19 protein-coding genes and 1 pseudogene are annotated in these 24,473 nt (G+C 74.4%); 9 read left to right on the forward strand and 11 right to left on the reverse strand.

The window, feature by feature from the left end; all coding sequences use genetic code 11:
- Positions 1 to 38 precede the first annotated feature (38 nt).
- Positions 39 to 536, reverse strand: a complete 498-nt coding sequence (locus GVV04_RS23140; RefSeq protein ID WP_161690326.1) for a polyadenylate-specific 3'-exoribonuclease AS — start codon at positions 534 to 536, stop codon at positions 39 to 41.
- Positions 537 to 772: 236 nt separating this feature from the next.
- Here GVV04_RS23140 and GVV04_RS23145 point away from each other — a divergent pair, with 236 nt between their 5' ends.
- Together GVV04_RS23145 and GVV04_RS23150 are read left to right on the forward strand one after the other, a co-directional pair.
- Positions 773 to 1,465, forward strand: a complete 693-nt coding sequence (locus GVV04_RS23145) for a Crp/Fnr family transcriptional regulator (RefSeq protein ID WP_161690328.1) — start codon at positions 773 to 775, stop codon at positions 1,463 to 1,465.
- A 479-nt stretch (positions 1,466 to 1,944) separates the two neighbouring features.
- Complete coding sequence (locus tag GVV04_RS23150; protein ID WP_201753961.1) at positions 1,945 to 5,508, forward strand: ATP-binding protein; 3,564 nt, start codon at positions 1,945 to 1,947, stop codon at positions 5,506 to 5,508.
- Positions 5,509 to 5,635: 127 nt separating this feature from the next.
- On the opposite strand, the pseudogene GVV04_RS23155 reads toward GVV04_RS23150, so the two are convergent.
- Positions 5,636 to 5,872: pseudogene (locus tag GVV04_RS23155) on the reverse strand (lysophospholipid acyltransferase family protein); the annotation flags it as partial.
- 244 nt (positions 5,873 to 6,116) lie between these two features.
- Between GVV04_RS23155 and GVV04_RS23160 the strand changes: the two are divergent.
- Both GVV04_RS23160 and GVV04_RS23165 read left to right on the forward strand, forming a co-directional pair.
- Entirely contained in the window at positions 6,117 to 6,947 is an 831-nt protein-coding gene (locus GVV04_RS23160; RefSeq protein WP_161690332.1) for a DUF308 domain-containing protein, read from the forward strand.
- Positions 6,948 to 7,218: 271 nt separating this feature from the next.
- Positions 7,219 to 8,637: an alpha,alpha-trehalose-phosphate synthase (UDP-forming) gene (locus GVV04_RS23165; protein ID WP_161690334.1), complete on the forward strand. Its 1,419-nt coding sequence runs from the start codon at positions 7,219 to 7,221 to the stop codon at positions 8,635 to 8,637.
- Positions 8,638 to 8,688: 51 nt separating this feature from the next.
- Here the strand turns inward: GVV04_RS23165 and GVV04_RS23170 are convergent, their stop codons facing one another.
- The 6 genes from GVV04_RS23170 to GVV04_RS23195 all read right to left on the reverse strand — a co-directional run bounded on the left by GVV04_RS23170 (position 8,689) and on the right by GVV04_RS23195 (position 13,956).
- Complete coding sequence (locus GVV04_RS23170) at positions 8,689 to 9,513, reverse strand: alpha/beta hydrolase (RefSeq protein WP_161690336.1); 825 nt, start codon at positions 9,511 to 9,513, stop codon at positions 8,689 to 8,691.
- Complete coding sequence (locus GVV04_RS23175) at positions 9,510 to 10,916, reverse strand: flavin-containing monooxygenase (RefSeq protein ID WP_161690338.1); 1,407 nt, start codon at positions 10,914 to 10,916, stop codon at positions 9,510 to 9,512. The genes GVV04_RS23170 and GVV04_RS23175 overlap by 4 nt, the downstream gene beginning before the upstream one ends.
- 104 nt (positions 10,917 to 11,020) lie before the next feature.
- Complete coding sequence (locus tag GVV04_RS23180) at positions 11,021 to 11,725, reverse strand: endonuclease/exonuclease/phosphatase family protein (protein WP_161690340.1); 705 nt, start codon at positions 11,723 to 11,725, stop codon at positions 11,021 to 11,023.
- A gap of 11 nt (positions 11,726 to 11,736) precedes the next feature.
- On the reverse strand, positions 11,737 to 12,693 hold the full coding sequence (locus GVV04_RS23185) for an ROK family glucokinase (RefSeq protein ID WP_328822524.1): 957 nt from the start codon (positions 12,691 to 12,693) through the stop codon (positions 11,737 to 11,739).
- 71 nt (positions 12,694 to 12,764) lie between these two features.
- A complete protein-coding gene (locus GVV04_RS23190) occupies positions 12,765 to 13,457 on the reverse strand; it encodes a hypothetical protein (RefSeq protein ID WP_161690343.1) in 693 nt (230 codons plus the stop codon).
- 43 nt (positions 13,458 to 13,500) lie between these two features.
- Complete coding sequence (locus GVV04_RS23195) at positions 13,501 to 13,956, reverse strand: SRPBCC family protein (RefSeq protein WP_161690345.1); 456 nt, start codon at positions 13,954 to 13,956, stop codon at positions 13,501 to 13,503.
- Positions 13,957 to 14,182: 226 nt separating this feature from the next.
- Here GVV04_RS23195 and GVV04_RS23200 point away from each other — a divergent pair, with 226 nt between their 5' ends.
- The 5 genes from GVV04_RS23200 to GVV04_RS23220 all read left to right on the forward strand — a co-directional run bounded on the left by GVV04_RS23200 (position 14,183) and on the right by GVV04_RS23220 (position 21,145).
- Complete coding sequence (locus GVV04_RS23200) at positions 14,183 to 16,000, forward strand: AMP-dependent synthetase/ligase (RefSeq protein WP_161690347.1); 1,818 nt, start codon at positions 14,183 to 14,185, stop codon at positions 15,998 to 16,000.
- Between the two features lie 74 nt (positions 16,001 to 16,074).
- On the forward strand, positions 16,075 to 17,712 hold the full coding sequence (locus GVV04_RS23205; RefSeq protein ID WP_201754041.1) for a sensor histidine kinase: 1,638 nt from the start codon (positions 16,075 to 16,077) through the stop codon (positions 17,710 to 17,712).
- Between the two features lie 7 nt (positions 17,713 to 17,719).
- Complete coding sequence (locus tag GVV04_RS23210; protein WP_007072219.1) at positions 17,720 to 18,388, forward strand: response regulator transcription factor; 669 nt, start codon at positions 17,720 to 17,722, stop codon at positions 18,386 to 18,388.
- Between the two features lie 197 nt (positions 18,389 to 18,585).
- Complete coding sequence (locus tag GVV04_RS23215; RefSeq protein ID WP_161690351.1) at positions 18,586 to 19,398, forward strand: SAM-dependent methyltransferase; 813 nt, start codon at positions 18,586 to 18,588, stop codon at positions 19,396 to 19,398.
- An 85-nt stretch (positions 19,399 to 19,483) separates the two neighbouring features.
- Positions 19,484 to 21,145, forward strand: a complete 1,662-nt coding sequence (locus GVV04_RS23220; RefSeq protein WP_161690594.1) for a putative bifunctional diguanylate cyclase/phosphodiesterase — start codon at positions 19,484 to 19,486, stop codon at positions 21,143 to 21,145.
- A gap of 715 nt (positions 21,146 to 21,860) precedes the next feature.
- Here GVV04_RS23220 and GVV04_RS23225 read toward each other — a convergent pair.
- From GVV04_RS23225 to GVV04_RS23235, 3 genes are read right to left on the reverse strand one after another with little or no spacing between them, the layout of a single operon-like run.
- The gene (locus GVV04_RS23225; RefSeq protein WP_161690353.1) at positions 21,861 to 22,985 is read right to left on the reverse strand and encodes a glycosyltransferase family 4 protein; all 1,125 of its coding nucleotides are present in this window, start codon (positions 22,983 to 22,985) and stop codon (positions 21,861 to 21,863) included.
- The gene (locus GVV04_RS23230) at positions 22,982 to 24,241 is read right to left on the reverse strand and encodes a M48 family metallopeptidase (RefSeq protein ID WP_161690355.1); all 1,260 of its coding nucleotides are present in this window, start codon (positions 24,239 to 24,241) and stop codon (positions 22,982 to 22,984) included. Before GVV04_RS23230 ends, GVV04_RS23225 begins: the two co-directional genes overlap by 4 nt.
- Entirely contained in the window at positions 24,238 to 24,447 is a 210-nt protein-coding gene (locus tag GVV04_RS23235) for a hypothetical protein (RefSeq protein WP_161690357.1), read from the reverse strand. The genes GVV04_RS23230 and GVV04_RS23235 overlap by 4 nt, the downstream gene beginning before the upstream one ends.
- Between the last annotated feature and the right edge of the window lie 26 nt (positions 24,448 to 24,473).

Raw genomic sequence — 24,473 nt, forward strand, 5'->3', positions numbered from 1 at the left:
GGGACAGACCGGGCCAAACCTGAGGGAGCCGACGAAGGTCAGCGGGCGGTCATCGCGTGCCAGCGGGCGAGGTTGTGCCGGGCGTCGACCAGAGCGTCGTGCCGGGCGGCGTCGGCGTTCGGCAGCGACGGCCGCCCCCGGTCGTCCCAGAGCTGCCGAAGGTCCTTGGTGAACCGGGGGATCTCCCGGGGCAGCGCCGGCATCGCCCCCCAGAGCTGGGCCAGCACCACGTGGTCGTACGCGGCATACCAGGCCCACAGCTCCAGTTGCTCGCCAGGCCGGTCCCGGACCGGCTCGACCAGGAACTCGTAGAGGTCGTCGCGGATCCGCTCCCGCGACCGCCAGGCCCGGTCGGCCGGCGAGGGGAGCTTGTCCAGCACGTTGCGGCGCACCCAGGGCACGGCCCGGGAGTCATCGAACTCGGTGGAGACGGCGTAGAACTCGCGCCCGTTCTCGTCGACGACGCCGATCGACACCAGGTCGACGGTGCGCCCGTCCTCGATGAACTCGCAGTCGTAGAAATAGCGGTAGACCATCGTGCCCATCCTGGCCCACCCGCGTCACCCGCCGTCGGCCGGGGCCCGCCCCGCCGCCCTTCGTCGCAGCTCGGGAGTGTCACGGAAGTGTTTCCAGGGGTGTACAGCAAGCGACTGGACCGTCATGATCTGATGTGTACCGCTACCGGACGCCGAACCGGTTCAGAACCTCGCACCGGGGCTGTCAGATTCGCCCGGATGCGAGTTGTGGTCCTTGACCGGGGAGGGGTTGGGCCGTGGAGATGCGCCTGCCGGAGCCGGGTGACGCCCTCACCGGCGTCGACATGTTCGCCGGCCTCGAGCCGGAGGTGCGCCAGCGGGTGATCGCGGCGGCGGTGCCGCGGACGTACCGCAAGGGTCAGTTGCTCTTCGTCGAGAACGACCCGGGCGAGTCGCTGATCGTGCTGCGCCGGGGCGCGGTGGCCGTGTTCCGCACCGCGCCGACCGGCGAGCGGGCCGTGCTGTCGGTGATCCGACCCCCGGACGTGCTCGGCGAGGTCTCCCTGCTCGACGCGTCCACCCGCTCGGCGTCGGCCGAGGCAATCGAGGACTCCGCGGCGCTCGCGCTGTCCCGCCCCGCCTTCATGGAGCTGGTGCACTCCAACCCGCGCATCCTCGACGCGGTGATGCGCTCACTCGGCGGGCTGATCCGCCGGCTGACCGAGCAGAACGCCGATCACGTCTTCCTGGACCTGCCCGGCCGGGTCGCCAAGACGCTGGTCCGGCTGGCCGGCGAGAGCCAGGCCCCGATGATCACGATCGAGCTCAACCAGAGCCAGCTCGCGGAGATGGCCGGCGGCTCCCGGCAGAGCGTCAACCAGGCGATCGGCTCGTTCGCCAGCCGGGGCTGGCTGCGTACCGAGGGCCGGCGAATCGTGGTCACCGACGTGGGGGCGCTGCGCCGCCGGGCCGGCATGAACGACCGCTGACGCCACTCCGGCCGAGCCCGGCGGCCCCTGACGACGAAAAGGGCCGGCGGGCGAGGCCCGCCGGCCCTTTCACGTGTTATTGATGTGTCCCGTTACTCACTTGCCCGGCTCGTCCGCGGGCGGCGCACCCGGGCCAGGACCGATCGGTGTCGGATCGGTCGGCTTGGGCGGCGGCGGGGGCGTCGACGAGGTGTTCGAGGTGTTCTCGGGACCAGTGCCCTGGCCTTCCGGTGCTTCTACCATGCCTTGCTCCTCCAGTGAGGCGAGAGTGACGGCGTCGACCTCTACCGTGTCACCCGGGGCCCACAGGGTCCCGCGCGAATCCGTCCACGGGGCGGACAGTCGTACGTGCACGGCACTCTCCTGACGGTGTATCTCCTGAGTGGAAGCTTAGTGTGGCCCGATCAGCCGCACAGTCCGCCCACATATCGGGTAGCCGACTCGGCGGCGGGGGCGTGATACTGGGGCTACCTCGCGCTATGGAGCCGACCATCGACCTCAAGTGTGGACACTGCTCACGCGGAGCCGGTCCCGACGACCGCTTCTGCGGCGGGTGCGGGCAGGCACTGAGCCGGAGCTGCGCCCGCTGCGGGCACCCCAACAGCGCCGAGGCCAACTTCTGCACCAGCTGCGGCCAGCCGCTGCACGACCGGCCGGTGGCCGCGCAGGAGGACCGCCGCCAGGTCAGCGTCCTGTTCATCGACATCGTCGACTTCACGACGTACGCCGAGCAGGCCGACCCGGAGCAGGCCCGCAGCCTTCAGCAGGGCTACTTCGCCACGGTGCGCCGGCTGGTGCACCAGTACGGCGGGGTGGTCGAGAAGTACATCGGCGACGCGGTGATGGCGCTGTTCGGGGCGCCGGTGGCCACCGACAACGACGCGCTGCGCTGCGTACGCGCGGGGCTGGAGCTGCAACGGAACCTGGCCCGCCAGCCCGCCGGCCCGCACCCGCCGCTCGGGTTCCGGGTCGGCATCGCCACCGGCGAGGCGCTGGTCGACCTCTCCGCCGCCCGCGACGGCGGGCAGGGCTTCGTCACCGGGGACGTGGTGAACACGGCCTCCCGGTTGCAGTCCCTCGCCCCCTCCGGCGGGGTGGTGGTGGACGAGAGCACCTGGACGGCCACCCGGCACGACATGGAGTACGCCGTCCAGCCCTCGGTGACGCTGCGGGGCCGCTCGGCGGTCAGCCGGATCTGGCTGGCCGTCCGCGCGCTGCCCCAGCGGGACCTGAGCACCGCCGAGCTGAGCCCGATGGTCAACCGGGAACACGAGCGCGGCCTGCTGGTCAACGCCCTGCACCGGACGATCACCGAGCGCACCTCGCAGCTGGTCACCGTCTTCGGGCCGGCCGGGGTGGGCAAGAGCCGGCTGCTGCGCGAGCTGGCCCGGCACGCCGCCAGCCTGCCCGGGCCGCCGGTCACCTGGCTGGTCGGGCAGTGCCCGCCGTTCGGCGAGAACGTCGCGTACGCGGCCCTCGCCGACATCGTCAAGGGATGGGTCGGCGTGTCGGAAGTCGACGACCCGGCGGCCCTCGACGACCTGCTGCGGCGCCGCCTGGGCGGGCTGGCCGACCGGCACGGCGTCCGGCTGGCCGGTCAGCTCGGCCCGCTCATCGGCCTGCCCGGCGAGCGGCTCACCCCGGGCGAGACCGAGGCGTCCTGGCGGCGGTTCCTGCTCACCCTGGCCGCCACCGGCCCGACGGTGCTGGTCTTCGAGGACATGCACTGGGCCGACCAGTCCATGCTCGCCTTCGTCGAGCAGCTCGGCGCGGCGGCACGCGGCGTACCGCTGCTGGTGTTGGCCACCGCCCGCCCGGAGCTGCGGGAGCGCCACCCCGCCTGGACCGGGACGATCAGCGGGGCGATGTCGATCTCGGTGCCGCCGATGCACGACGCGGACATCGACACCCTCTACTCGCTGCTGCTCGGGCAGTCCGCGCTGTCGCCGGAGTCCCGGGGGCCACTGATCGAGTTCGCCGACGGCAACCCGCTCTACGCCCAGGAGTACGCCCGGATGCTGCTCGACGGCGGGATGCTCGCCGCGACCCGGCCGGACGGGCGGCTCGACCCGGCCGGCTCCCCGGGGATGCCGCGCACCGTGCAGGCGGTCATCGCCAACCGGCTCGACCTGCTCGACGCGTCCGACCGGGCCGTGCTCCAGGCCGCCGCCGTGGTCGGGGTGCAGTTCTGGCCGGGGCCGGTGGCCACCGCACTGAGCCGGCCGGTGGAGTGGGTCGAGCGGGCCCTGGACCGGCTGCAACGCCGCGACCTGGTCTACGAGCAGCCCATCTCGACGATGCCCGGCCAGCCCGAGTACCGCTTCCGGCACATCCTGGTCCGGGACGTCTGCTACCAGCGGCTGCCTCGGGCCGAGCGGGTGCTGCGCCACCAGCACACCGCCGACTGGCTGGAGCAGGTCACCGACGGCCGGCAGCACGACCTCGTCGAGGTGCTGGCCAACCACCGCTGGACGGCGCACGAGATCGCCCGCACCGTCGGCCTGGACACCGCCCCGTACGCCCCGGCGGCGCGGGCCGCCCTGCACCGCGCGGCCCGGCGGGCGAACGAGCTGCACGCGCTGGACACCGCCGCGATCCTGGTGGGGCGGGCGCTGGCCCTGGCCGGCGAACCCGACCCGACGCTGGAGCTGTTCGACGCCGAGCTGGCGTTCTACCGCGACGGCGACGCGTTCCTGGTGGCCGGGGGCACCGGCAGACTGACCCGGCTGGCCGACCGGCTGGCCGAGGCCGGCGAGCGGACGGGGGCGGCCCGGGCCTGGACGCTGCTCGCCACGGCGGCGTGGAGCCGCGCCGACCGCTCGGAGACGCTGCGCTGCCTGGACCGGGCGCTGGGCATCTACGTCGACCTGCCGGACACCGAGGAGAAGGCGGGCGCCCTGCTGGAGCTGGCCCGGGTGCACATGCTCAACGCGGAGACCGACCCGGCCTGCGCGGCGGCCCGGACCGCCGCCGGGCTCGCCGAGCGCCTGCAACTGCGCGAGGTGAGCGCGAACGCCCAGATCACCCTCGCCGTGGCCCGCTACCTGTCCGGCGTCGGCGAGGCGTACGCCGAGCTGGCCGAGATCACCGAGCACTGCCGGGTGGAGCGGCTGACCAGCCGCCGCCGGGCGGTGCACAACCTGGCCTGGGTGTTGCAGGAGGAGGGCGACCTGGTGGGGTCGGCCCGGCTGGTGGACGAGCAACGCTCGCTGGACCTCGGCGGCGAGCACAGCCTGGCGACGAGCTTCGAGGACCAGTGGGCCCGGTCGTACTACGCCGGGGACTGGGGTTCGGCGGCGGCGCTGGTGGCCGAGTCGACCCGGCGGCCCACCGCCGAGTGGGACCTGCACATCGTCGCGGTCTCCGGCTGGCTGAGGGCGCTGCGCGACCACCCGGAGCGGGCCGGGGCTGCCGCCACCGGGGCGGATGGGGGCGCGGCGGGCGGGGGCGCGGCCGTCAACGGGGGCGCGGCCGAGGAGGGCGGCGAGGGCGATCAGGTGGAGCGGGCGGTGCTGGCCGCCCGACGCTCGGGCTTCCACCGGGTGCTCCGCTCGACGCTGGCACACGCCGCGCTCTGCCAGGCGGTGCAGGGACGCGACGCCGAGGCGCTGCGGCTGCTCACCGAGCTGGACGAGGACTGGCGGCGGACCCGGATGATCCCGTTCGCCGAGTGGGTTCCCGCGATCGGGCACGTCGCGGTGGTGCTCGGCGGGGACGCCGCCCGACGGGTCCGGGAGCTGCTGGCCCGCTCGCCACGGACGACCCCGTGGGCCCTGGCGGCCGGCCAGGAGGCGGAGGCCGCACTCGCCCGGGCGGCCGGGGACACCCTCGCCGCCGCCGGGCTGTTCCGGTCGGCGGCCGAACAGTACCGCCGGATGGGCGACGCCACCGACCACGCGCTCGCCCTCGCGCTCGCGCTGCCCACCCTGCGCGAGGTGGACCAGCAGGACGCGACCCGGGTGCTGGCCGAGGTGCGGGAGTTCGCCGCCCGCAACCTGGCGCCGGGCCTGCTCCGACTCGCGGGCGTCGCCCCGGAGGCGTAGCCCTCCCGCCGCCAGGCGCTTGCCCGGCACGCGCCCGTCAGGCGGTGACCGCCTTCCGTGGGGACGCCTCGGCGGACGGCGGGGACTTGCCCTTTTGCGCGTAGACGTCGACGTACTCGCGCCCGGAGAGCTCCGTCAGCCAGCCCTTGAGCCCCTTACCGGTGAAGTACTCCGCTTTGGCGATGAATGTGACTTTTCGCTTGACGACCAGCGGCGTGAAGATCGAATCGGAGAAGGACAGGTGGTTGCTCGCGAGGATGACCGGCCCGACGTCGGGCACGTGGCGCAGGCCCTCGACCCGAGGGCGGAAGATCAGCCTCAGCAAGGGGCCGAGGATGATGTACTTCATCAGCCAGTACAGCATCGGTGTCCTTCCCGAGAGGCGGCCGCGACGCCACCGCGGCCGGCGGGCCGGGCGCCTGGGAAGCGCCCGGGCGGGCCCGCGAGGGCGCCGTCGGCGAGCGGGACTGTCGGCCATGAGCCGACGAACCAGGAGCGGCACGCCACAACGCACTCCCGGAACGGGGCCCCGACGTGTCACGATTCAGGGCACGGCGTGTGGGCGCCGGGGCGACCGCACCGTGAGGTGCGCCGAGGGAGGATGTCCGGTGTCAGCGGGTGGGGCCCGCCGAGGGCGGCGGGACAACGGGCTCGACGCGAGCGAGTACGCCGTCGCCGGCGACGTGGATCCGCGCGTCGGCGAGCATCTGCTCGACGTGCTGGCCGCCGGCGGCATCGCGGCGTACCTCCAACCGTCGGCCGACCTGAACCCCGTCACCCGCACCACCACCGTTCCGTCCCGGCCGGTCGACCGGCTCTACGTCGACCGGTCGCACCTGACCACGGCGCGTGACTACCTCACCCAGCTCGCCGACGAGGCCCCCGCCGAGCCGGCCCGCAACGAGCCGGACGTGGACGCCGAGTGGGCCCGCATCGTGGCCGGCTTCCACACCGCCCCGGCCGCCGGGGCACACCCCTGGCCCGCGGCGGAGGACGTCGACGACGAGCCGGGCGAGCCGGCGGCGGGCGGAGCCGGCCGGGTCGGGGTGGACGAGGGCGGGACCGCCACCGACGTGCGCCGGCTGCCCTGGGCCGCCGACGTCTCCGGCGTCTCCTTGGGCCAGGGCCGGCAGGACGAGCCGTCGCTGCTGGACGGGCTGGACACCTTCGGCGCCGACCTGCCCGACGACGCGGAGGACCGCTACACCCCGCCGCCGCCCCCACCCCTGCCCCGGATCTCCAAGTACGCGGTGGCCGGCGTGCTCGCCATCATCGTCGGCTTCGTGCTCTTCCTGAAGCCGACGCTGCTGCCGGTGGACTCCTCGGTGGTCACCCTGTTCGGGTTCACCGGGATACTGGCCGGCTTCGTGACGCTGGTCTGGCGGCTGCGCCCCGGTGACTCCGACGACGACGACCCGGGCAACGGCGCCCAGGTCTGACGCCCCAGTCAGGCCCCATCCGATCGCCCACCCGTCCCGACCCATGATCATGCCCGGCCCGCAGCGAGCAGGCAGCAGGCTCCGTCGCGTACCGTTCCCGGGCACGGACGCCGGGTGCCCGAATTGCGGGACGCCCGCCGCCCGCCGCGACAGGCGTAACAGTGGTGTAACTTACTGTCAGTAGGAATACCGCTGTACGTCAATTCCCCCACTGACTGCCCGGTTGTTCCTCGCTCGTGGTGGTCGGTCTCTGCTGATCGGAATGCCCGAGATGCGACAGAGTTCACTCGTGGTGGTGGCCAACCGCCTCCCCATCGACGACAGTGTGGCGCCCGACGGCGCCTGCGAGTGGCGGAGCAGCCCCGGCGGGCTGGTGAGCGCCCTGCACCCCCTGCTCCGGCACACCCCGGCCACCTGGGTCGGCTGGGCGGGCGGCACCGGGCCGGCGCCGGCCCTGCCCGACGTCGACCGCGTCCGGATGCACACCGTGCCGCTGAGCTCCGAGGATCTTCGCGACCACTACGAGGGCTTCGCCAACTCCACCCTGTGGCCGCTGTACCACGACGCGGTCGAGCAGCCCGAGTACCACCGCCGCTGGTGGGAGGCGTACCAGCGGGTCAACCAGCGGTTCGCCGAGGCGACCGCCGAGGTGGCCGAGCGGGGCGCGGTGGTCTGGGTGCAGGACTACCACCTGCAACTGGTCCCCGGCCTGCTCCGCGAGCTGCGCCCCGACCTGCGGATCGGCTTCTTCCTGCACGTGCCGTTCCCGCCGCCGGAGCTGTTCATGCAGCTCCCCCGCCGGGCCGAGCTGCTGCGCGGCATGCTCGGCGCCGACCTGATCGGCTTCCAGCGCGCCCAAGCCGCGCACAACTTCGCCCAACTGGTGGCCAAGGTGCTGGATCTGCCGGCCACCGACCGGCGGGTCGGCGTCGGCGACCGGGTGGTCCGGATCGGCGCGTTCCCGGTCTCGATCGACACCGCCGAGATGGCCGCCCTGGCGGGCCGCCCCGACGTGGCCGCCCGGGCCCGGCGGCTGCGCCACGACCTCGGCGACCCCGACCACGTCATCCTCAGCGTCGACCGGATGGACTACACCAAGGGCATCGAGCAGCGCCTCAAGGCGTACAGCGAGCTGCTGGCCAGCGGGCACGTCAAAGTGCGCGACACGGTGCTGGTGCAGGTGGCGGTGCCCAGCCGGGAGCGGGTGACGCAGTACCAGATCCTCCGCGACCGGGTCGAGCGCGAGGTGGGGCGGATCAACGGCGAGTTCGGCCGGGTCGGCGAACCCGCCATCCACTACCTCACCCAGCCGTTCGACCGGGCCGAGCTGGCCGCGCTCTACCGGATCGCCGACGTGATGGCGGTGACCCCGCTGCGGGACGGGATGAACCTGGTCGCGAAGGAGTACGTGGCGGCGCGGGTCGACGACACCGGCACGCTGCTGCTCAGCGAGTTCGCCGGCGCGGCGGCGGAGCTGCCGCAGGCGTACCTGGTCAACCCGCACGACCTGGAGGGGCTCAAGCAGAAGCTGCTGACCGCGCTCCAGGCCGACCCGGCCGACGTCACCGCCCGGATGCGCGCGATGCGCGAGCACCTGCACCGCAACGACATCCACGCCTGGGCGCGCTCCTACCTCAGCGCCCTCGACGACGGCGGCTCGCTGCTGAACCACATCAGCACGACCGGCTGACCGGCCTGACCCGCGCCGGCACGGCCGCCGCCCAGGCCGCGCCGGCGCGGGTCAGGCCGGGGTGTGCTCCTTCTCCAGCCAGTCCAGGATCGCGTCGATCGGCTCCCGCCAGCGGGCGTCCAGCATCAGGTCGTGCCCCATCCCGGGGAAGAGCAGCGGGGCGCCGCCGTGCCGCCGGGCGGCCCGGGTCAGCGCGGCCGGCGGGACCACCCGGTCGTCGGGGCTGCCCAGCACCAGCACCGGCGGGTGCCCCACGGCCGGCTCCGGGTCGCGGTGGGTCAGCAGCTGCCACTGCGCGCGCCGGCCGGCCCGGCCGATCCGGGCGGCGTACCGGCGGGCCTCGGCGTCGGGCAGCTCACGGCTGAACAGCTGCCGGCGGCTCAGCCGCAGCCCGCCGCCGACCAGGGCCGGCAGGGTGCCGCCGGGGTTGCGGCGCAGCGCGGCGCCCAGCGTCCCCCACTCGCCGAGCACCGGGGCGACCAGCACCGCCGCCCGGGCCGGGTAGCGCGCCAGGGCGTGCCGGACCACCAGGGCCCCGGCGCCGTGCCCCACCAGCACCGCCTGGCGCGGCAGGCCCGCCGCCACCTGCGTCACGTCGTGGGTGTACGCCCGCAGCGTCGCCTCCGGCGCCGGCTCGCTGCCGCCGTGCCCGCGCAGGCTCAGCGCGTACGCCGGGAAGCCGCGCCCGGCGGCGTGCTCCAGCCAGTGCTCGGCGAACGCCCACGCGCCGTGCCCGAAGCCGGGCACGAACAGCAGCGGGGGGCGGCCCTGCTCCAGCTCGGGGAGCACGCTGAGCACCTCGCGGCGGGCCGGGCGGACCGGGCGGGCCCACTCCCGGCCACGCAGGACCCGCACCCGCTCCCCGCCGCCGCTCACTTCTCCTCCAAGTCGTACATCGCGCGCTGCACGGCGCGCAGGTAGTCGGCGTGGCCGACCTCGAACCAGTGCCGGCTGCTGTCCTTGACCTTGCCGGCGTAGCGCTCGCCGACCCCGGCCGCGGCCCGCTTCGCGAACGCGGCGGCCCGGTCGGGCCGGGTGATGCGCAGCGCGAGCAGCCGGGCGAAGAGCACGGTCTGCCAGTGCGACAGGGTGAAGATCCCCGAGTCGGACTGGACCAGACCGGCGACGGCGAGGGTCGGATGGCCGGGGGCGAAGGCGTTGAGCCACAGCCGGGGCCGGCCCGACCCGTCGGCGTCGCCGAGGATCCTCGGGTCGAGGAACTCGAAGCGAGGAAGGTAGCCGGTGGCGAAGACGACCAGATCCGGCTCGATCCGGCGGCCGTCGGTCAGCTCCACGGCCTTGGCGTGGAACCGGGCCACGTCCGGCACCGGGGCGATCTCGCCGTGCCCGACGTAGTAGACGAGCTGACTGTTGGCGATCGGGTGGGTCTCGTAGACCCGGTGGTCGGGCTTCGGCAGGCCGAACCGGGTCAGGTCGCCGACGGTGAGCCGCAGCGTCCAGTGGTAGAGCCACTGCCGGATCCGCAGCGGCACCCGCAGCGCCAGCAGGCGGTCGTTGACCTGGTCGGTGGGGCGCCCGAGGACGTACTTCGGGGCGTACCAGTAGCCGCGGCGGGTGGAGTGCCAGCAGTGGGACGCCTGCTGGGCCGCCTCGACCGCGATGTCGCAGCCGGTGTTGCCGGCCCCGACGACAAGCACCCGCTTGCCGCGCAACTGGGCCGGGTCCTTGTAGGACGAGGCGTGCATGATCTCGCCCCGGAACTCCTCCAGCCCCTCGTAGCGGGGCAGCTTCGGCGACCAGTTGTGGCCGTTGGCGACGACCACGGCGGCGTACCGGGAGGTGCGCTCCGGGCCGTACCCGCCGGTGCTGCGGGTGGTGACGTCCCAGCGGTCGCCGGCGACCGGCTCGACCCGGACCACCTCGGTGCCGAACCAGACGTGCTGGCGCAGGTCGAAGTGGTCGGCGTAGCGCTCGAAGTAGGACAGCAACTGGCTGTGGTGCGGGTAGTCGGGCCAGTCGTCCGGCATCGGGAAGTCGGGGAACTGGGTGAACGGCGGCGACGAGATCAGGTGGGTGCTGGCGTACACGGGGCTGCGGTCGTGCCGCCAGTTCCACGCGCCGCCGACGCCGGTCTCCCGTTCGTAGCAGTCGACGCCGAAGCCGTGTTCGCGCAGGTTCTTCACCGCGGTCAGGCCGCTGGCCCCGGCCCCGATGACGCAGACCGTGTCGCCCCGGTCGGAAACCGGGCGACCGTCCCGGGGCGGGGCGAGCGTCGCCGCGTCCGGATCGGGGCGGTCGGGATCGGTGGAGGGGGACACCGGATTCTCCTTAGGTGCGGCACGAGTGCCGGTCGCTGCGAAATCCTTCCGGTAACCCGACCGGTTTGTCCAGCCCTTGTGGAGGGCCGGACGCTCCGGGACGGTCAGCCGGTGGCCGGCAGCAGCAGGTCGACCAGGACGGGGAAGTGATCGCTGGCGCGGCGGGTCTGCGGGGTGTCCACCACGTCGTAGTCGACCACGGTGATCCGGGGGTCGACGAAGACCGCGTCGATCCGCCGGCGCGGGTCGGCGCACGAGTAGGTGTGCCGGTCGGCCCGGTCGGCCGCGACCGCCGTGTCGGTCAGCCCCTCCCCCACCGTCGCCCAGGCCGCCCCGTCGGGGCCCTCGTTGAGGTCGGCGGCGGCCACCACGGGCAGCTCGGCGGCGGCCAGTTCGCGCTTGAACGCCGCCGCCTGGGCGGGGCGCTCGGCCGGGTCGGTGGACAGGTGCGAGCCGGCCAGCAGGAACCGGGCCCCGCCCACCCGGCACTCGGCGTACGCGGCGCCGCGCAGGTGCCGGCCCGGGGTCAGCGGGTAGCGCTGGCAGCGGGTGTCGAGCACCCGCACCCGCAGGCTGGTCAGCAGCAGGTTGCCCAGCGACGGCAGCCCACCGGCGGCGACGACCAGCCCGAACGACTCGGCCAGCGTGGCCGACTTCTGCCGCCACCGGAACCGCCGGGGGGCCTCCTGCACGATCACCACGTCCGGCGCGGCCTCGCGAACCACCGCGGCCAGCGCGGCGGCGTCGTCGCGCTGGCTGTGGATGTTGTACGACACGACGCGCAGCGGCACGCCCACGCTCTCGCTCATCCTGGCCCGCCTCAGGCCCGACGGGCCAGGTCGGCGGCGCCGATCACGCCGGCGGTGTTGCCCAGCTCGGCGGGGCGCACCTCGGCGACCGGGAGCCGGTTGCGCTGGGCCAACGCGTCGGCGAAGGACCGCCGGGTCGGGCCGAGCAGCAGGTCGCCGGCCTCGACGACGCCACCGCCGACGACCAGCACCTGCGGGTCGAGGATCTGCGCCATGTCGGCGAGGCTGGTGCCGAGCCAGCGCCCGACCTGGGCGAACGCCTCGGCGGACACGGGATCGCCGCCCTGGGCGGCGGCGGTCACCATCGGGCCGGTGACGGCCTCGGCCTCGCCGCCGGCCAGTTTCAGCAGCGCGGTGGCCCGGTGCGGCTCCTGGCGGGCGGCGGCGCGGGCGAACCGGACCAGGGCGCTGCCGCTGGCGTACTGCTCGATGCAGCCGAGCCGGCCGCAGCCGCACTGGTGGCCGTCGGGGACGGTGAGCATGTGGCCCAGCTCGGCGGCGATGCCGTTGGCCCCGCGCACCAGCTCACCGCCGAGCACGATGCCGCCGCCGACGCCGGTGCCGATGGTGAACATGACCATCGAGTCGTCGGCCTGCCGGGCCGCGCCGTAGCGGAACTCGGCCCAGGCCGCGACGTTGCCGTCGTTCTCCACGATCACCGGCAGGCCGGTCGCGACGCTGACGTACTCACGCAGCGGCTCGTCGCGCCAGGCCAGGTTCGGGGCGAAGAGGACGGTGGAGCGCTTGGCGTCGATCCAGCCGGCCGCACCGATGCCGACGGCGGCGATCTGCCGGCCGGCGGCGAGTTCGGTGACCACCTCGATGATGACGTCGCGGGTCTTGGCCACGTTGTCGGCAGGGGTGTCCCGTCGGGCCTGCACGAGGACCTTGCCGGTGTCGTCCACGACACCGCCGGCCACCTTCGTGCCACCGACGTCGACTCCGATGGTCAGCGTCACCGCTGCCACTCCCCTCTGCTGTGCTGTTGTCCGGCGCCGTCACGGCGAACCGCCGTGGGGTGGGCCGGGATGTCCGGTGGTCAGGCCTCGTCGCCTGGTGCGTCCTCGCCCGCGCCGCCGGGTGTCCGCGAGGCGGGCCCCACGGGTTGGCCGGCCGACTGCCGGGAATCCCGCGGCGCGGCCGGCCCGGCGTCGTCGGCGGGCGGCACGTCGGCAGCCGGAACGCCCCGACCCTCCCCCCGGGTCGCGGCGGACCACACGTCCTGCTCCGGCGCCGGCTGAGAATCATGCCCGGTGCGGGTGGCCTCGCGCCACACGTGATCGCCCGACCCCTGCTGGGCCCCCGTCCGGGGCGGGGGCGGCGCGGCTTCGCCCGGCTCCTGCGGGCGGTGGGCGGGATCACCGGCCGAGGCGAACGCGCGCATCAGGCTGGCCACTCCGGCCGCCAGATCACCCGCTCCGGTGGCGAGCCGCTCGGCGAATTCCGGACTCGGATCCCGTAACGCCGCGATACCGCGACAGACCGGGCAGATGCAACACTCTGCCGCGCCGGTGGCGAAACCAACCCGGCCCGCCTCGGCGGGTTCGCCGGCCGTACGCCCGGCGCTGTGACCGAGGACACTCGACAGGATCCCACCGACCGGACCCCACGGGCCCTCCCCGGAACCGGAACCAGCGCCCGCGCGGGCCCCGGCCAGCCGGGCCGCCGCGAGCACCGTGGCGACCAGCCGCTCCGCCTCTTCCCGGGCCGAGCCCGGCTCAGTACCCCCCATGGTCGGCTCCTCTACCGTGCCGGGCGTGCCGCAGCAGGTCGCGTCACCGCGCCGCGCCGGATTCTTCTACCCGGAGCTTGAGCTGCTTCAACGCCGTATCCATGATCATTTTTTCGGCCTTGCGCCGAAACATGCCCAGCATGCCCACGGAGAGCTCAACCTCCAGGGTGTAGGTCACCGTGGTCGTCCCGTCCGGGTTGCCGGCCAGGTCGTACGCCCCGCGCTGGGAGCGCTGCATCTTCGAGGGCGCCACCAGGTGCCACTCGACGCGGGTCAGGTCCTCGGAGTACTCGTAGGCGAGCGTGTACTCGTCGGCCAGCACCCCGGCGTCGATGGTGAACCGGACCTGGCTGGCGTAGCCGTCCTCGTACTCCTCGACGACCTCGGCCCGGCGCATCGCCTCGGTCCACTCGGGGTAGCGCGCGAAGTCGCAGATCACCGCCGCGACCCGGTCCGGTGACGCGCCGACGACGATCGACTGGGTGGAGGAGTCCGCCATGTGGGGAGGCTACCCGGCGGCGGACGGACGCGTCCCGGTCCACCCCCGGCCGCGCAACGGCCCGTCGCCGGCGGACCCGGCCCGAGCGGGCCACGGTCGGGACCGATTCGGGCGGCGGCGCGGGCAACCTCCCACCGCAATCACCTGGGCGGGCGGGTAGGTTTCGACAGAGCCGACCCGTCCGGGCCCCTGCCCGCCCGGCCAGTGCGAGCACGAGGGAGTGCAGGTGCGCGAGTTCTCCGTTCCGCCGATCGTCACCGTCGGCGACTCGGCCAACCTGACCCAGCCGGTCTGGGACAACGCCGAGGCGGCACCGGAGGCGGTGCAGTTCGTCCGCCCGGTCCCGTCGGCCGGCGAGGCGGGCCCGGCCCGGGAGGACGTGACCTGCCGGCAGTTCCGCGACGAGGTGGTCGCGGTGGCCCGCGGGCTGGTCGCGGCCGGCGTGTCCCCCGGCGACCGGGTCGCCCTGATGAGCCGCACCCGGTACGAGTGGACCCTGTTCGACTACGCGATCTGGGCGACCGGTGCGGTCACCGTGCCGATCTACGAGACCTCCAGCGCCGAGCAGGCCGCCTGGATCCTGGAGGACTCCGGCGCGGTCGCGGTCGTGGTCGAGAGCACCGCGCACGCCACCCTGGTCGCCGGCGTCCGGGACCGGCTCCCCGAGCTGACCCACGTCTGGCAGATCGAGCTGGACGCGGTCGGCGACCTGGTCGCCGCCGGCGCCCCGGTCGACCCGTTGGAGATCGACCGGCGCCGCACGGCGGTCCGGGCCGACGACATGGCGACCATCATCTACACCAGCGGCACCACCGGCCGCCCCAAGGGCTGCGTGCTGACCCACCGCAACATGTACGCCGACATCGCCAACGCGGTGCCCGTACTGCCGAACCTGTTCCTGCGGCCGGGCGCGTCGACCCTGCTGTTCCTCCCGCTCGCGCACGCCTTCGCCCGACTCATCCAGATCGGTGTGGTGCAGGCCCGGGCCACCATGGCGCACTGCCCCGACCCCAAGGACCTGATGCCCGAGCTCCAGGCGTTCCGGCCGACCTTCGTCCTCTCGGTGCCCCGGGTCTTCGAGAAGGTCTACAACGGGGCCCGGCAGAAGGCCGAGGCCGAGGGCAAGGGGAAGATCTTCGACCGGGCCGATCAGGTCGCGGTCGCGTACAGCGAGGCCCTGGAGAAGCCGGGCGGGCCGGGCCTGGCGCTGCGCGCGCAGCACGCGGTCTTCGACAAGCTGGTCTACCGCAAGCTGCGCGCCGCCCTGGGCGGCCGGTGCCGGGACGCGATCTCCGGCGGCGCGCCGCTCGGCGCCCGGCTCGGCCACTTCTTCCGCGGCATCGGGGTGACCATCTGCGAGGGGTACGGGCTCACCGAGACCTCCCCGGCCGCCGCCGCGAACCTGCCCGACGCCACCCGGATCGGCACCGTCGGCCGCCCGCTGCCCGGGGTGACCGTCCGGATCGACGACGACGGCGAGATCCTGATCTCCGGCGACCTGATCTTCCGGGGGTACTGGCGCAACGAGGCGGCCACCGCCGAGGCGCTCAGCGCGGACGGCTGGTTCCGCAGCGGCGACCTGGGGCAGCTCGACAACGACGGCTTCCTCAGCATCACCGGCCGGAAGAAGGAGATCATCGTGACCGCCGGCGGCAAGAACGTCGCCCCGGCGATGCTGGAGGACCAGGTCCGGTCGCACCCGCTGATCAGCCAGTGTGTCGTGGTCGGCGACCGCCAGCCGTTCATCTCCGCGCTGGTCACCATCGACGAGGAGGCGCTGCCGAAGTGGCTGGCCGCCCACGGCCGCCCGGAGACCACCCCGATCGCCGACCTGCGTGACGACGAGGCGCTGCGCGCCGAGGTGCAGGGCGCGGTCGACCAGGCCAACCAGTCGGTCTCCAAGGCCGAGGCGATCAAGGTGTTCCGCATCCTGCCGCACGACTTCACCGAGGCCACCGGCGAGCTCACCCCGTCGCTGAAGGTCAAGCGGCAGGTCGTGCACAAGACGTACGCGGCGGAAATCGCCGACGTCTACCGGCGCTGACTACGATCCGTCACGTGCCAGCCTCCTCGACACCCGCCCGGCCGCCCACGCAGCCACTCGCCACCGCCGCGCGCCTGGTCATGCTCGCGCTGGTCGCCGTTCTCACCCTCCTCGCGACCCGCGACGTCGGGCAGCTCTGGTGGATCGCCCTGCTGGGCGTCGCCGGCCTGCCCGCCGCCCTGGCCCCCCAGCACCGGCTGCTCGGCCCGCTCAGCCGCTTCGCCGAGGTGGTGGTGCTGGGGCTGGCCGCCAGCCAGGTCGCCGCCGACACCACCCTCGACGGCGCCGCCAACGGGCTGGGCGCCTCGGCCGTGCTGGCGTACCTCGCCGTCCCGGTGACCGTGACCGCGCTGCGCCGCCGGTTCCGCGAGGGCGCGGCGCTGCTCGCCGTCTGCGCCGCCACCCTGCTGATCAGCGCCGCGCTCACCGGGGTCGACGGCGGTCGCCAGCTCGGCCAGCCCGGGTACCTCGCGGTCTGCGCCCAGTGGCTGATCCTGGCCGGGCTCGGGCTCTACACGGCCGGCACCCTGCACCGGGTGATGCGGGTCCGCGTCGAGGGCAAGCCCCAGCCGTACGCCGAGGCCACCCGGCTGCTGACCCAGCTCCGCACGGTCGCCCGGCAGCTTCCCGGGGCCACCCTCGACCCGGGCGGCATCTCCGAGCACCTGCTGGAGGAGCTGCGCACCGTGGCCCGGGCCGAGCGGGCGGCGGTGCTCTCGGCCAGCGGCGGCGGGCGGCTGGTGGTGCTCGCCCAGGTGGGCGTGGACCGGGTCGACTGGGAGACCACGCTCGACGCGGACTCGGCGATCGCCGACGCCTGGGCCAGCCAGCAGCCGCAGACCGCGAGCCGCTCGCAGGCCCGCTCGCACGCCGGCGGCGACGTGTCGGCGCTGATCGTGCCCCTGGTCGCCGGCGTCCGCACGATCGGCATGCTCGTGATGGAGGCGGACGCCGCGCAGGCGTACCCGCCGCCGGTGGTGTCCCGGGTGACGGCGCTGACCCGCCCGGCCGCGCTGCGGCTGGAGGCCGCCCTGCTCTTCGACGACGTGCGCTCGCTGGCCACCAACGAGGAGCGGCAGCGGCTGGCGCGGGAGATCCACGACGGGGTCGCCCAGGAGCTGGTCATGGTCGGGTACGGCATCGACAACGCCCTGGCCACCGTCTTCGAGGACGCCGACGAGACCGCCGAGTCGCTGCGCCAGCTGCGCCAGGAGGTGACCCGGGTGATCACCGAGCTGCGGCTGAGCCTGTTCGAGCTGCGCAGCGAGGTGGACCGGCAGGGTGGCCTGGCCGCCGCGATCGCCGAGTACGCCCGCACCGTCGGCGCGTCCGGTGGGCTGCGGGTGCACCTGTCGCTGGACGAGTCGACCGCCCGGCTGCCCGCCGCGACCGAGGCGGAACTCCTGCGGATCGCGCAGGAGGCAGTCACCAACGCCCGAAAGCACGCCGGGGCGTCGAACCTGTGGGTCACCTGCGAGGTGGACCCGCCGTACGCGCAGATCGAAGTGTCGGATGACGGTCACGGCATCGGTGAGCAGCGCCCGGACGGGCACTACGGTCTTGCGATCATGGCCGAGAGGGCGGAACGTATCCGGGGCCGGTTGGAGATCAGGCCGCGGCGACCCACCGGCACGACGGTGGCGGTGGTTCTCGGCTCCTCGTCCCGGCGCGATAAGGTGCGCGGCAACGCCGCAGCAGCAGAAGGGGAGTAACCCGAGGATGACCACAAGCCCGACACCGGCGACCCGCACCAAGGTCCTCCTTGTCGACGATCACGACCTGATCCGCAAGGGACTGCGGCACGCCTTCGAGCGGGACCGGCAGTTCGAGGTCGTCGGCGAGGCCGCCACGGCGGCGGAGGGCGTACGGCAGGCCGGCGCCCTCCAGCCCGATGTGGTGATCATGGACCTGCGGCTGCCCGACGGCAGTGGCCTGGAGGCCACCCGCGCGCTACGCAAGTCCAGCGCCTCGATGGGCATCGTCGTGCTCACCATGTACGCCGGCGACGACCAGCTCTTCGGCGCCCTTGAGGCCGGGGCGAGCGCGTTCGTGCCCAAGACGGCCCCGGCCGACGAGGTGGTGGCCGCCGCCCGGCATGCCGCCTCCTCGCCGAGCGCATTCACCGCGGCCGACCTGGCCGAGGCGATGAAGCGGCGGCTCGCGCCGTCCGGCCCGCAGCTCTCCCCCCGGGAGGGCCAGGTGCTGCGGCTGCTTGCCGACGGCATGAGCGTGGCGGGCATCGCCAAGCAGCTCTTCGTCAGCGAGTCGACGGCCAAGACCCACATCTCGAAGCTCTATGAGAAGTTGGGCGCGGCCAACCGGGCGCAGGCGCTGATGACCGCGCTGCGGCTCGGCCTGCTCGAGGCGCCGGACGCCCCGAAGTTCTGACCGCTTCCCCGCCCGGCCGGCAGTCGCCGGTCGGGGGTTTCCGCGACGGCCGGCGGGTCCGGTCAATGGGACCTCCCGACCGGCCGGTCGGGCGGGGAACGGCCCTCTCTGGTCACCCGTGTGGCGGGCGGGGCAGAATACCCGGAATGACCCGCGCGGGACGACGTGTTCCGCGTCGTTGACAAAAGGGGTAGGGCATGCAGCGGCCGGACTGGGCACCCGACACCATCGACATCGAGCGCCCCAGCGTGGCCCGCATGTACGACTACTACCTCGGCGGCTCGCACAACTTCGCCGCCGACCGGGCCGCCGCCCGGGCGATGGTGGACGCGGTGCCCGAGGCGCCACTGATGGCCCAGGCGAACCGGGCGTTCCTGCGCCGGGCGGTGCACTTCCTCGCCGAAGCCGGGATCCGCCAGTTCCTCGACATCGGCTCCGGGATCCCGACGGTCGGCAACGTGCACGAGATCGCCCAGCGGATCGACCCCACCTCCCGGGTGGTCTACGTCGACGTCGACCCGGTGGCGGTGGCGCACAGCCGGGAGATCCTCAGCGGCAACGACCGGACCGCCGTGGTCCAGGAGGATCTGCGCCACCCCGAACGGATCCTGGCCCACCCCGACGTCACCGGGATGCTGGACCTGTCGCAGCCGGTCGCGGTGATGATCGTGGCGGTCCTGCACTTCGTCCCGGACTCGGACCGGCCGGCGGAGATCCTGCGGACGCTGCGCGAGGCGCTGGCGCCCGGCAGCTACCTGGTGCTCTCCCAGGCCAGCGACGAGGACCGACACCACACCGGGGAGCGGGCGGAGGCCGAGGCGGTCTACCGACGCACCGACAACCCGCTGTTCATCCGCAGCCGCGCCGAGCTGATCTCCCTCTTCGACGGCTTCGAGCTGGTCGACCCGGGAGTGGGCTGGGTGCCACGGTGGCGCCCCGAGACACCGGAGAGCGCGGAGGACGCCGAGCAGGCGGTCTTCATGGGCGGCGTCGGGCGGCTCGGTGGGTGAGCGGTCCGACGGGCACCTCACCCCGCGCCCCGGTGCCTTCGCCCGGGCCTGGGCGAAGGCGGTCTCCGGCACCAGCTACCTGCCGATGACCCAGGCCCAGTTGGAGGCCCTGCTGCAACGGCTCACCGATCGGCTGGCCGAGGCGCTGGTGGCCGAGCCGTTCGACCTGCGCGTCGGCCACCAGGTCGGGGCGGAGCTGGTCGAGTCGCACATCGCCTCCGCCGAAGGGCTGGGCCGCACGATCGAGGTCGCGCAGCTCCGGCTGCTGCGTGACCTGGGGCTGGCCGGCGAGGACGTCGAGAACAGGCTGGCCCGGCTGCTGGCCACCGTGGCCACCGGTTACGCCCGGGCGCTGCGGGCCTGCACGCTGGACGAGCAGGAATCCATCCGCCGGGCCGCGATGGTGGCCCGGGCGCAGGCCGAGCGGGCGCTGCGCGACAGCGAGGCCCGGTTCCGGCACCAGGCCACCCACGACCCGCTGACCGACCTGCCCAACCGCACCCTGTTCACCGAGCGGCTCGCCGCCGCGATCGACACCCCGGGCCGGGGAGCCGACCGGGTCGGGGTGTGTTTCCTCGACCTGGACCGCTTCAAGGTGGTCAACGACTCCCTCGGCCACCAGGTCGGCGACCGGCTGCTGGTCTCGGTCGCCGACCGGCTGCGCCGGGCGCTCGACGAGCATCTGGTCGCCCGCCTCGGCGGTGACGAGTTCGTCATCCTGGTCGAGCGGACCGCCTGCACCGACGACGTGGTGAAGGTGGCCGAGGCGGCGCTCGCCGCGGTCGGCGAGCCGGCCCTGATCGACGGGCACGAGCTGACCGTGTCGGCGAGCATCGGCATCGTCGAACGCCCGGTGGCCGGGACCACCCCGGTCGACCTGATGCGCGCCGCCGACGCCACGCTGCACTGGGCCAAGGCCGCCGGGGGCGCCCGCTGGTCGCTGTATGACGCCGACCGCAACCGCCGGGAGCTGGCCCGGTACGCGCTCTCCGCGGCGATCCCCGCGGCGCTGGAGCGGGGCGAGTTCTACCTGGACTACCAGCCGCTGACCTCGCTGTGCGACGGCACCGTGCTCGGCGTCGAGGCCCTGGTCCGCTGGCGGCACCCCGTGCTCGGCGAGCTGCGCCCGGACAGCTTCATCGGGCTGGCCGAGGAGACCGGGCTGATCGTCCCGCTCGGCGGGTGGGTGCTCGCCGAGGCCTGCCGGGAGGCGGCGACCTGGGCCGGGCCGGGAGGCGCCCCGCCGTTCGTCAGCGTCAACCTGGCGGTGCGGCAGGTGCACCGGCCCGACCTGGTGCACGAGGTGCGCGCCGTGCTCGACCGCACCGGCCTGCCGCCCGAGCGGCTCCAACTGGAGGTCACCGAGAGCACCATGATGAGCGCCGTCGAGGAGCCGGTACTCGCCCTGCGGGTGCTGGCCGACCTCGGCGTGCGGATCGCCATCGACGACTTCGGCACCGGCTACTGCAACCTGGCGTACCTGCGGGACCTGCCGGTGACCGAGCTGAAGGTGGCCGGGGAGTTCGTGGCCGGGCTGCGGGCCCCGGCGGACGACCCGGCCAGCCGCACCGACGAGCGGATCCTCGCCTCGCTGGTCTCGCTGGCGCACGCGCTGGACCTGACCGTCACCGCCGAGGGGGTGGAGACCGCCGGGCAGGCCGACCGGTTGCGTGCCATCGGCTGCGACGCCGCCCAGGGCTGGCATTTCGGCCGACCGGCACCGCCGCCGCTCTCCTGGAGCACCTGACCCCTCCGACCGGACGCCGGCCTGACCGAGACGCCGGCCTCTCCGAGACGCCGACATGGTCGGGGCACCGGCCTCGTTGGGGTGTCACCACATGGTCACGGCCGTCGCGGGCCGCGGGCCATCGCTGGTCACCGGCCGTCGCTGGTCACCGGCCGTCGCTGGTCGCGCTGAGCACCTCTATCGGGGCGCGGCTCCCGCAGGGACACTCTCGGCACGCCCTTTGGAGCTGCCCGCGCAAACGGGGCACCGGGCCGATGACAGCCAGGGCAGGGGCCGTCACAGCCCTGGGCGCAGGTAAGGACGGGAGACAGCCCGGGCGTAACTAAGGGCGGGAGACAGCCCCGGCGGCCGACGCGTGCGTGGGCACCAACACCAACACCAACCAGCAGAGAGCAGCCGACATGCCGGCGCGGCCTGGGCACGAGCCTCAGCCGGCACAGAGCAGCCGACATGGCGGGGCCATGGGGCGGGCACCACGTGCGGCGGCCGACACGGCGCGGGTGCACAGACGGGGCAGCTCCACAGGGCCGCGACCGGCGTCCCCCGGCGGCGACTCACTCCCGATCTTGCGCCAACCTTGGGGACGACGACCGGCCAAGAGCGGCGACCAACCAAGAGCGGCGACGGGCGGAGAGCGAGCAGCCAAGCCGCAGTCGGCCAGAGACAGCCGGCCGAGGGGCAGCCGGCCGAGGGGCAGCCGGCCGAGGGGCAGCGGTCAGCCGGCGAGGAGGGTGGCCATCCGGGCGGCCTGGGTCTCCCAGCGCCACTCCCGCTCCACCCAGGCCCGGCCGGCCGCGCCGAGCTGCCGGGCCAGGTCGCGGTCGGCGAGCAGGGTGGCCACCCGGTCGGCGAGCTGGGCGACGTCGTGGCCGGAGACGACGTACCCGGTCTCGCCCTCGCGGACGGCGTCCGGCGCACCCCCCGAGTCCCCCGCCACCACCGGCAGGCCGGTCGCGGACGCCTCCAGGTAGACGATGCCGAGCCCCTCGACGTCCAGGCCCCGGTTGCGGGTGCGGCAGGGCATGGCATAGACGTCGCCGGCCGCGTAGTGGGCGGGCAGGTCCGCCGAGGGCACCGAGCCGGTGAAGACCACGTCCCGCTCGACGCCCGTCTGCCGGGCCAGCTTCTCCAGGGTGCCCCGGTACGGCCCACCGCCGACGACCAGCAGCGCCGCGTCCGGCACCCGGCGGCGGATCGCCGGCAGGGCGCGGATCAGCATGTCCTGGCCCTTGCGGGGCACCAGCCGGGAGACGCAGACCACCACCGGCCGGTCGGCCAGCCCGAGCCGGGCCCGGACCGGCTCGCCGTCGACCGACGGATGGTACGTCTCGACGTCCACGCCGGGAGCCAGCCGGTGCAGCTCGGTCACCCCGTGCAGCGCCCGCTCCAGCCGAACCCGGGTGTACTCGCCGAGGTACGTCACCACGTCCGTGCCCCGGCCGATCCGGCGCAGCGCGGCCCGGGCTGCGGGCAACGCCGCCCAGCCCACCTCGTGCCCGTGGGTCAGGGCCACCACGCGGCGGACGCCGGCGCGGCGGCGCAGCCCGGCGGCGAGCAGCCCGAGCGGGGCCGCCGCGCCGAACCAGACGGTGTCGCAGTCGTACTCGCGGGCCAGCCGGGCGGCCCGGCGGGCGACCAACGGGGTGGGCAGCAGCACCCGGGTGCGCTCCCGGACCACCTCGAACGGCTGGTCGGCGTCGAACTTCTCCGCCCCGCGCCAACTCGACGCGTAGACCACCACGGAGCCGGTGGGCTGGCGGACGGCGAGGTTGTGCACGAAGGACTGGATGCCGCCCGGGCGGGGCGGAAAGTCGTTGGTGATCAGCAGCGTACGGCTCATCGGCCGGTCTCCCTGGCGTAGGCGCGGGCGGCGGCCATCCGCTCGACCGTGGACGGGTGCGACGCCGAGTAGAGGTACTCCCAGCGGGGCGGATCGGGATCGGCCAGGTTCACCCCGGCCAGGCGGCGCTGCATCGCCTCGAAGGTCGCCGGGTCGCCGGTGAGGGCGAGGGCGTGCGCGTCGGCCCGGGCCTCGACCCGGCGGGACACCAGCGCCTGGACCGGGGCGGTCACCAGCCCGGCCACCGTGACCAGCGCGATCAGCAGCGGGAACGCGCGCGGCTCGGCGATCGAGTCGACGCCGGCCAGCCGCAGCAGCGGGCCGGCCGAGCCGAGCAGGTAGAGCACGACCACGGCCAGCGCGGCGCCCAGCGCCCCGGTCAGCGTGCCCGTCCACACGTCCCGGTCCTTGGCGTGCCCCAGCTCGTGCGCGACGACGCTGGTCACCTCGGCCGGGGTGGCCTCGCGCAGCAGGGTGTCGTAGACGACGACCCGTCGGGTCGGCCCGAGCCCGGAGACGTACGCGTTGACCGCGCGGGTACGCCGGGACGCGTCGGCGACCAGCACGTCGCGCACCGGCACCCCGTCGCGGGCCGCCATGCCCATCAGCTCGGTGCGCAGCGGGCCCTGCTCCATCGGGGTGAACCGGTTGAACACCGGCTCCACCAGCACCGGCAGCACGAACGACAGCAGCACCACCAGCCCGGCGGCGCCGGCCGCGCCGAACGCCCACCACCAGCGCGGGGCGAGCCGGGTCACGGTGTAGAAGCCGAGCAGCGCGAGCGCGCCGATCACCGCGCTGACCGCGTACGACTTGAGCAGGTCGGCCGTCCAGCCGGCCCAGCCCTGGGTGCTCAGCCCGTACCGGGTGAGGATCGTCTGCCGCCAGGCGGAGAGGGGCAGGGTGAGCAGGTCGGCGACGAGCACCACGGCCAGGCCACCGAGCACCGCCTGGGCGATCCAGTTTCCGCCGAACGGGCGCCCTGCCAGCTCCACGAGGCGACTGCCCAGCGGGGTGAGCCCGAGCGCCACGGCCACCAGCAGCCCGAGGGCGAGACCCGCCCAGCCGGCGGGGCGCAGCGCGGCCCGGAACTCCCGGCTGTGGGCGACCTGGTCGACGGGCAGGTCCCGCAGCGCGGCGAGCTGGTCGGCGCGCGGGGCCGGCGGCCGGTGCCACGGCACCAGCAGGACGCCGACGACGAGCAGCGCCACGGCCAGCCCGGCGAGGGTGAGCATCGCCCAGCCGCGCGGCGTCATCCCGCCACCCCCGCCCCCAGGCCACGGGCCAGCGGGACACCGGCCGACGGGACATCGGGCAGCGGGACACCGGCCGACGGGGCACCGAGCAACGGGACATCGGGCAACGGGGCGCCGGGCAGCACTCGGCCGGGCGCGGCGGGGACCTCCGGTGGGCAGGTCGGCGTCGCGTCGCGTGCACCGCCGTCGCGTCGTACCCGCGTCATGCCACTCCTCCCGCCGTGAGCGCCCA

The sequence above is a fragment of the Micromonospora rubida genome (assembly GCF_009908295.1).
Lineage (GTDB): Bacteria > Actinomycetota > Actinomycetes > Mycobacteriales > Micromonosporaceae > Micromonospora > Micromonospora rubida.

Coding starts and splice junctions, on each gene's coding strand:
- GVV04_RS23140 (WP_161690326.1), bottom strand. CDS start 536: ATGGTCTACCGCTATTTCTACGACTGCGAGTTCATCGAGGACGGGCGC.
- GVV04_RS23150 (WP_201753961.1), top strand. CDS start 1,945: ATGGAGCCGACCATCGACCTCAAGTGTGGACACTGCTCACGCGGAGCC.
- GVV04_RS23165 (WP_161690334.1), top strand. CDS start 7,219: ATGCGACAGAGTTCACTCGTGGTGGTGGCCAACCGCCTCCCCATCGAC.
- GVV04_RS23180 (WP_161690340.1), bottom strand. CDS start 11,725: ATGAGCGAGAGCGTGGGCGTGCCGCTGCGCGTCGTGTCGTACAACATC.
- GVV04_RS23190 (WP_161690343.1), bottom strand. CDS start 13,457: ATGGGGGGTACTGAGCCGGGCTCGGCCCGGGAAGAGGCGGAGCGGCTG.
- GVV04_RS23195 (WP_161690345.1), bottom strand. CDS start 13,956: ATGGCGGACTCCTCCACCCAGTCGATCGTCGTCGGCGCGTCACCGGAC.
- GVV04_RS23210 (WP_007072219.1), top strand. CDS start 17,720: ATGACCACAAGCCCGACACCGGCGACCCGCACCAAGGTCCTCCTTGTC.
- GVV04_RS23215 (WP_161690351.1), top strand. CDS start 18,586: ATGCAGCGGCCGGACTGGGCACCCGACACCATCGACATCGAGCGCCCC.
- GVV04_RS23220 (WP_161690594.1), top strand. CDS start 19,484: ATGACCCAGGCCCAGTTGGAGGCCCTGCTGCAACGGCTCACCGATCGG.
- GVV04_RS23225 (WP_161690353.1), bottom strand. CDS start 22,985: ATGAGCCGTACGCTGCTGATCACCAACGACTTTCCGCCCCGCCCGGGC.
- GVV04_RS23230 (WP_161690355.1), bottom strand. CDS start 24,241: ATGACGCCGCGCGGCTGGGCGATGCTCACCCTCGCCGGGCTGGCCGTG.
- GVV04_RS23235 (WP_161690357.1), bottom strand. CDS start 24,447: ATGACGCGGGTACGACGCGACGGCGGTGCACGCGACGCGACGCCGACC.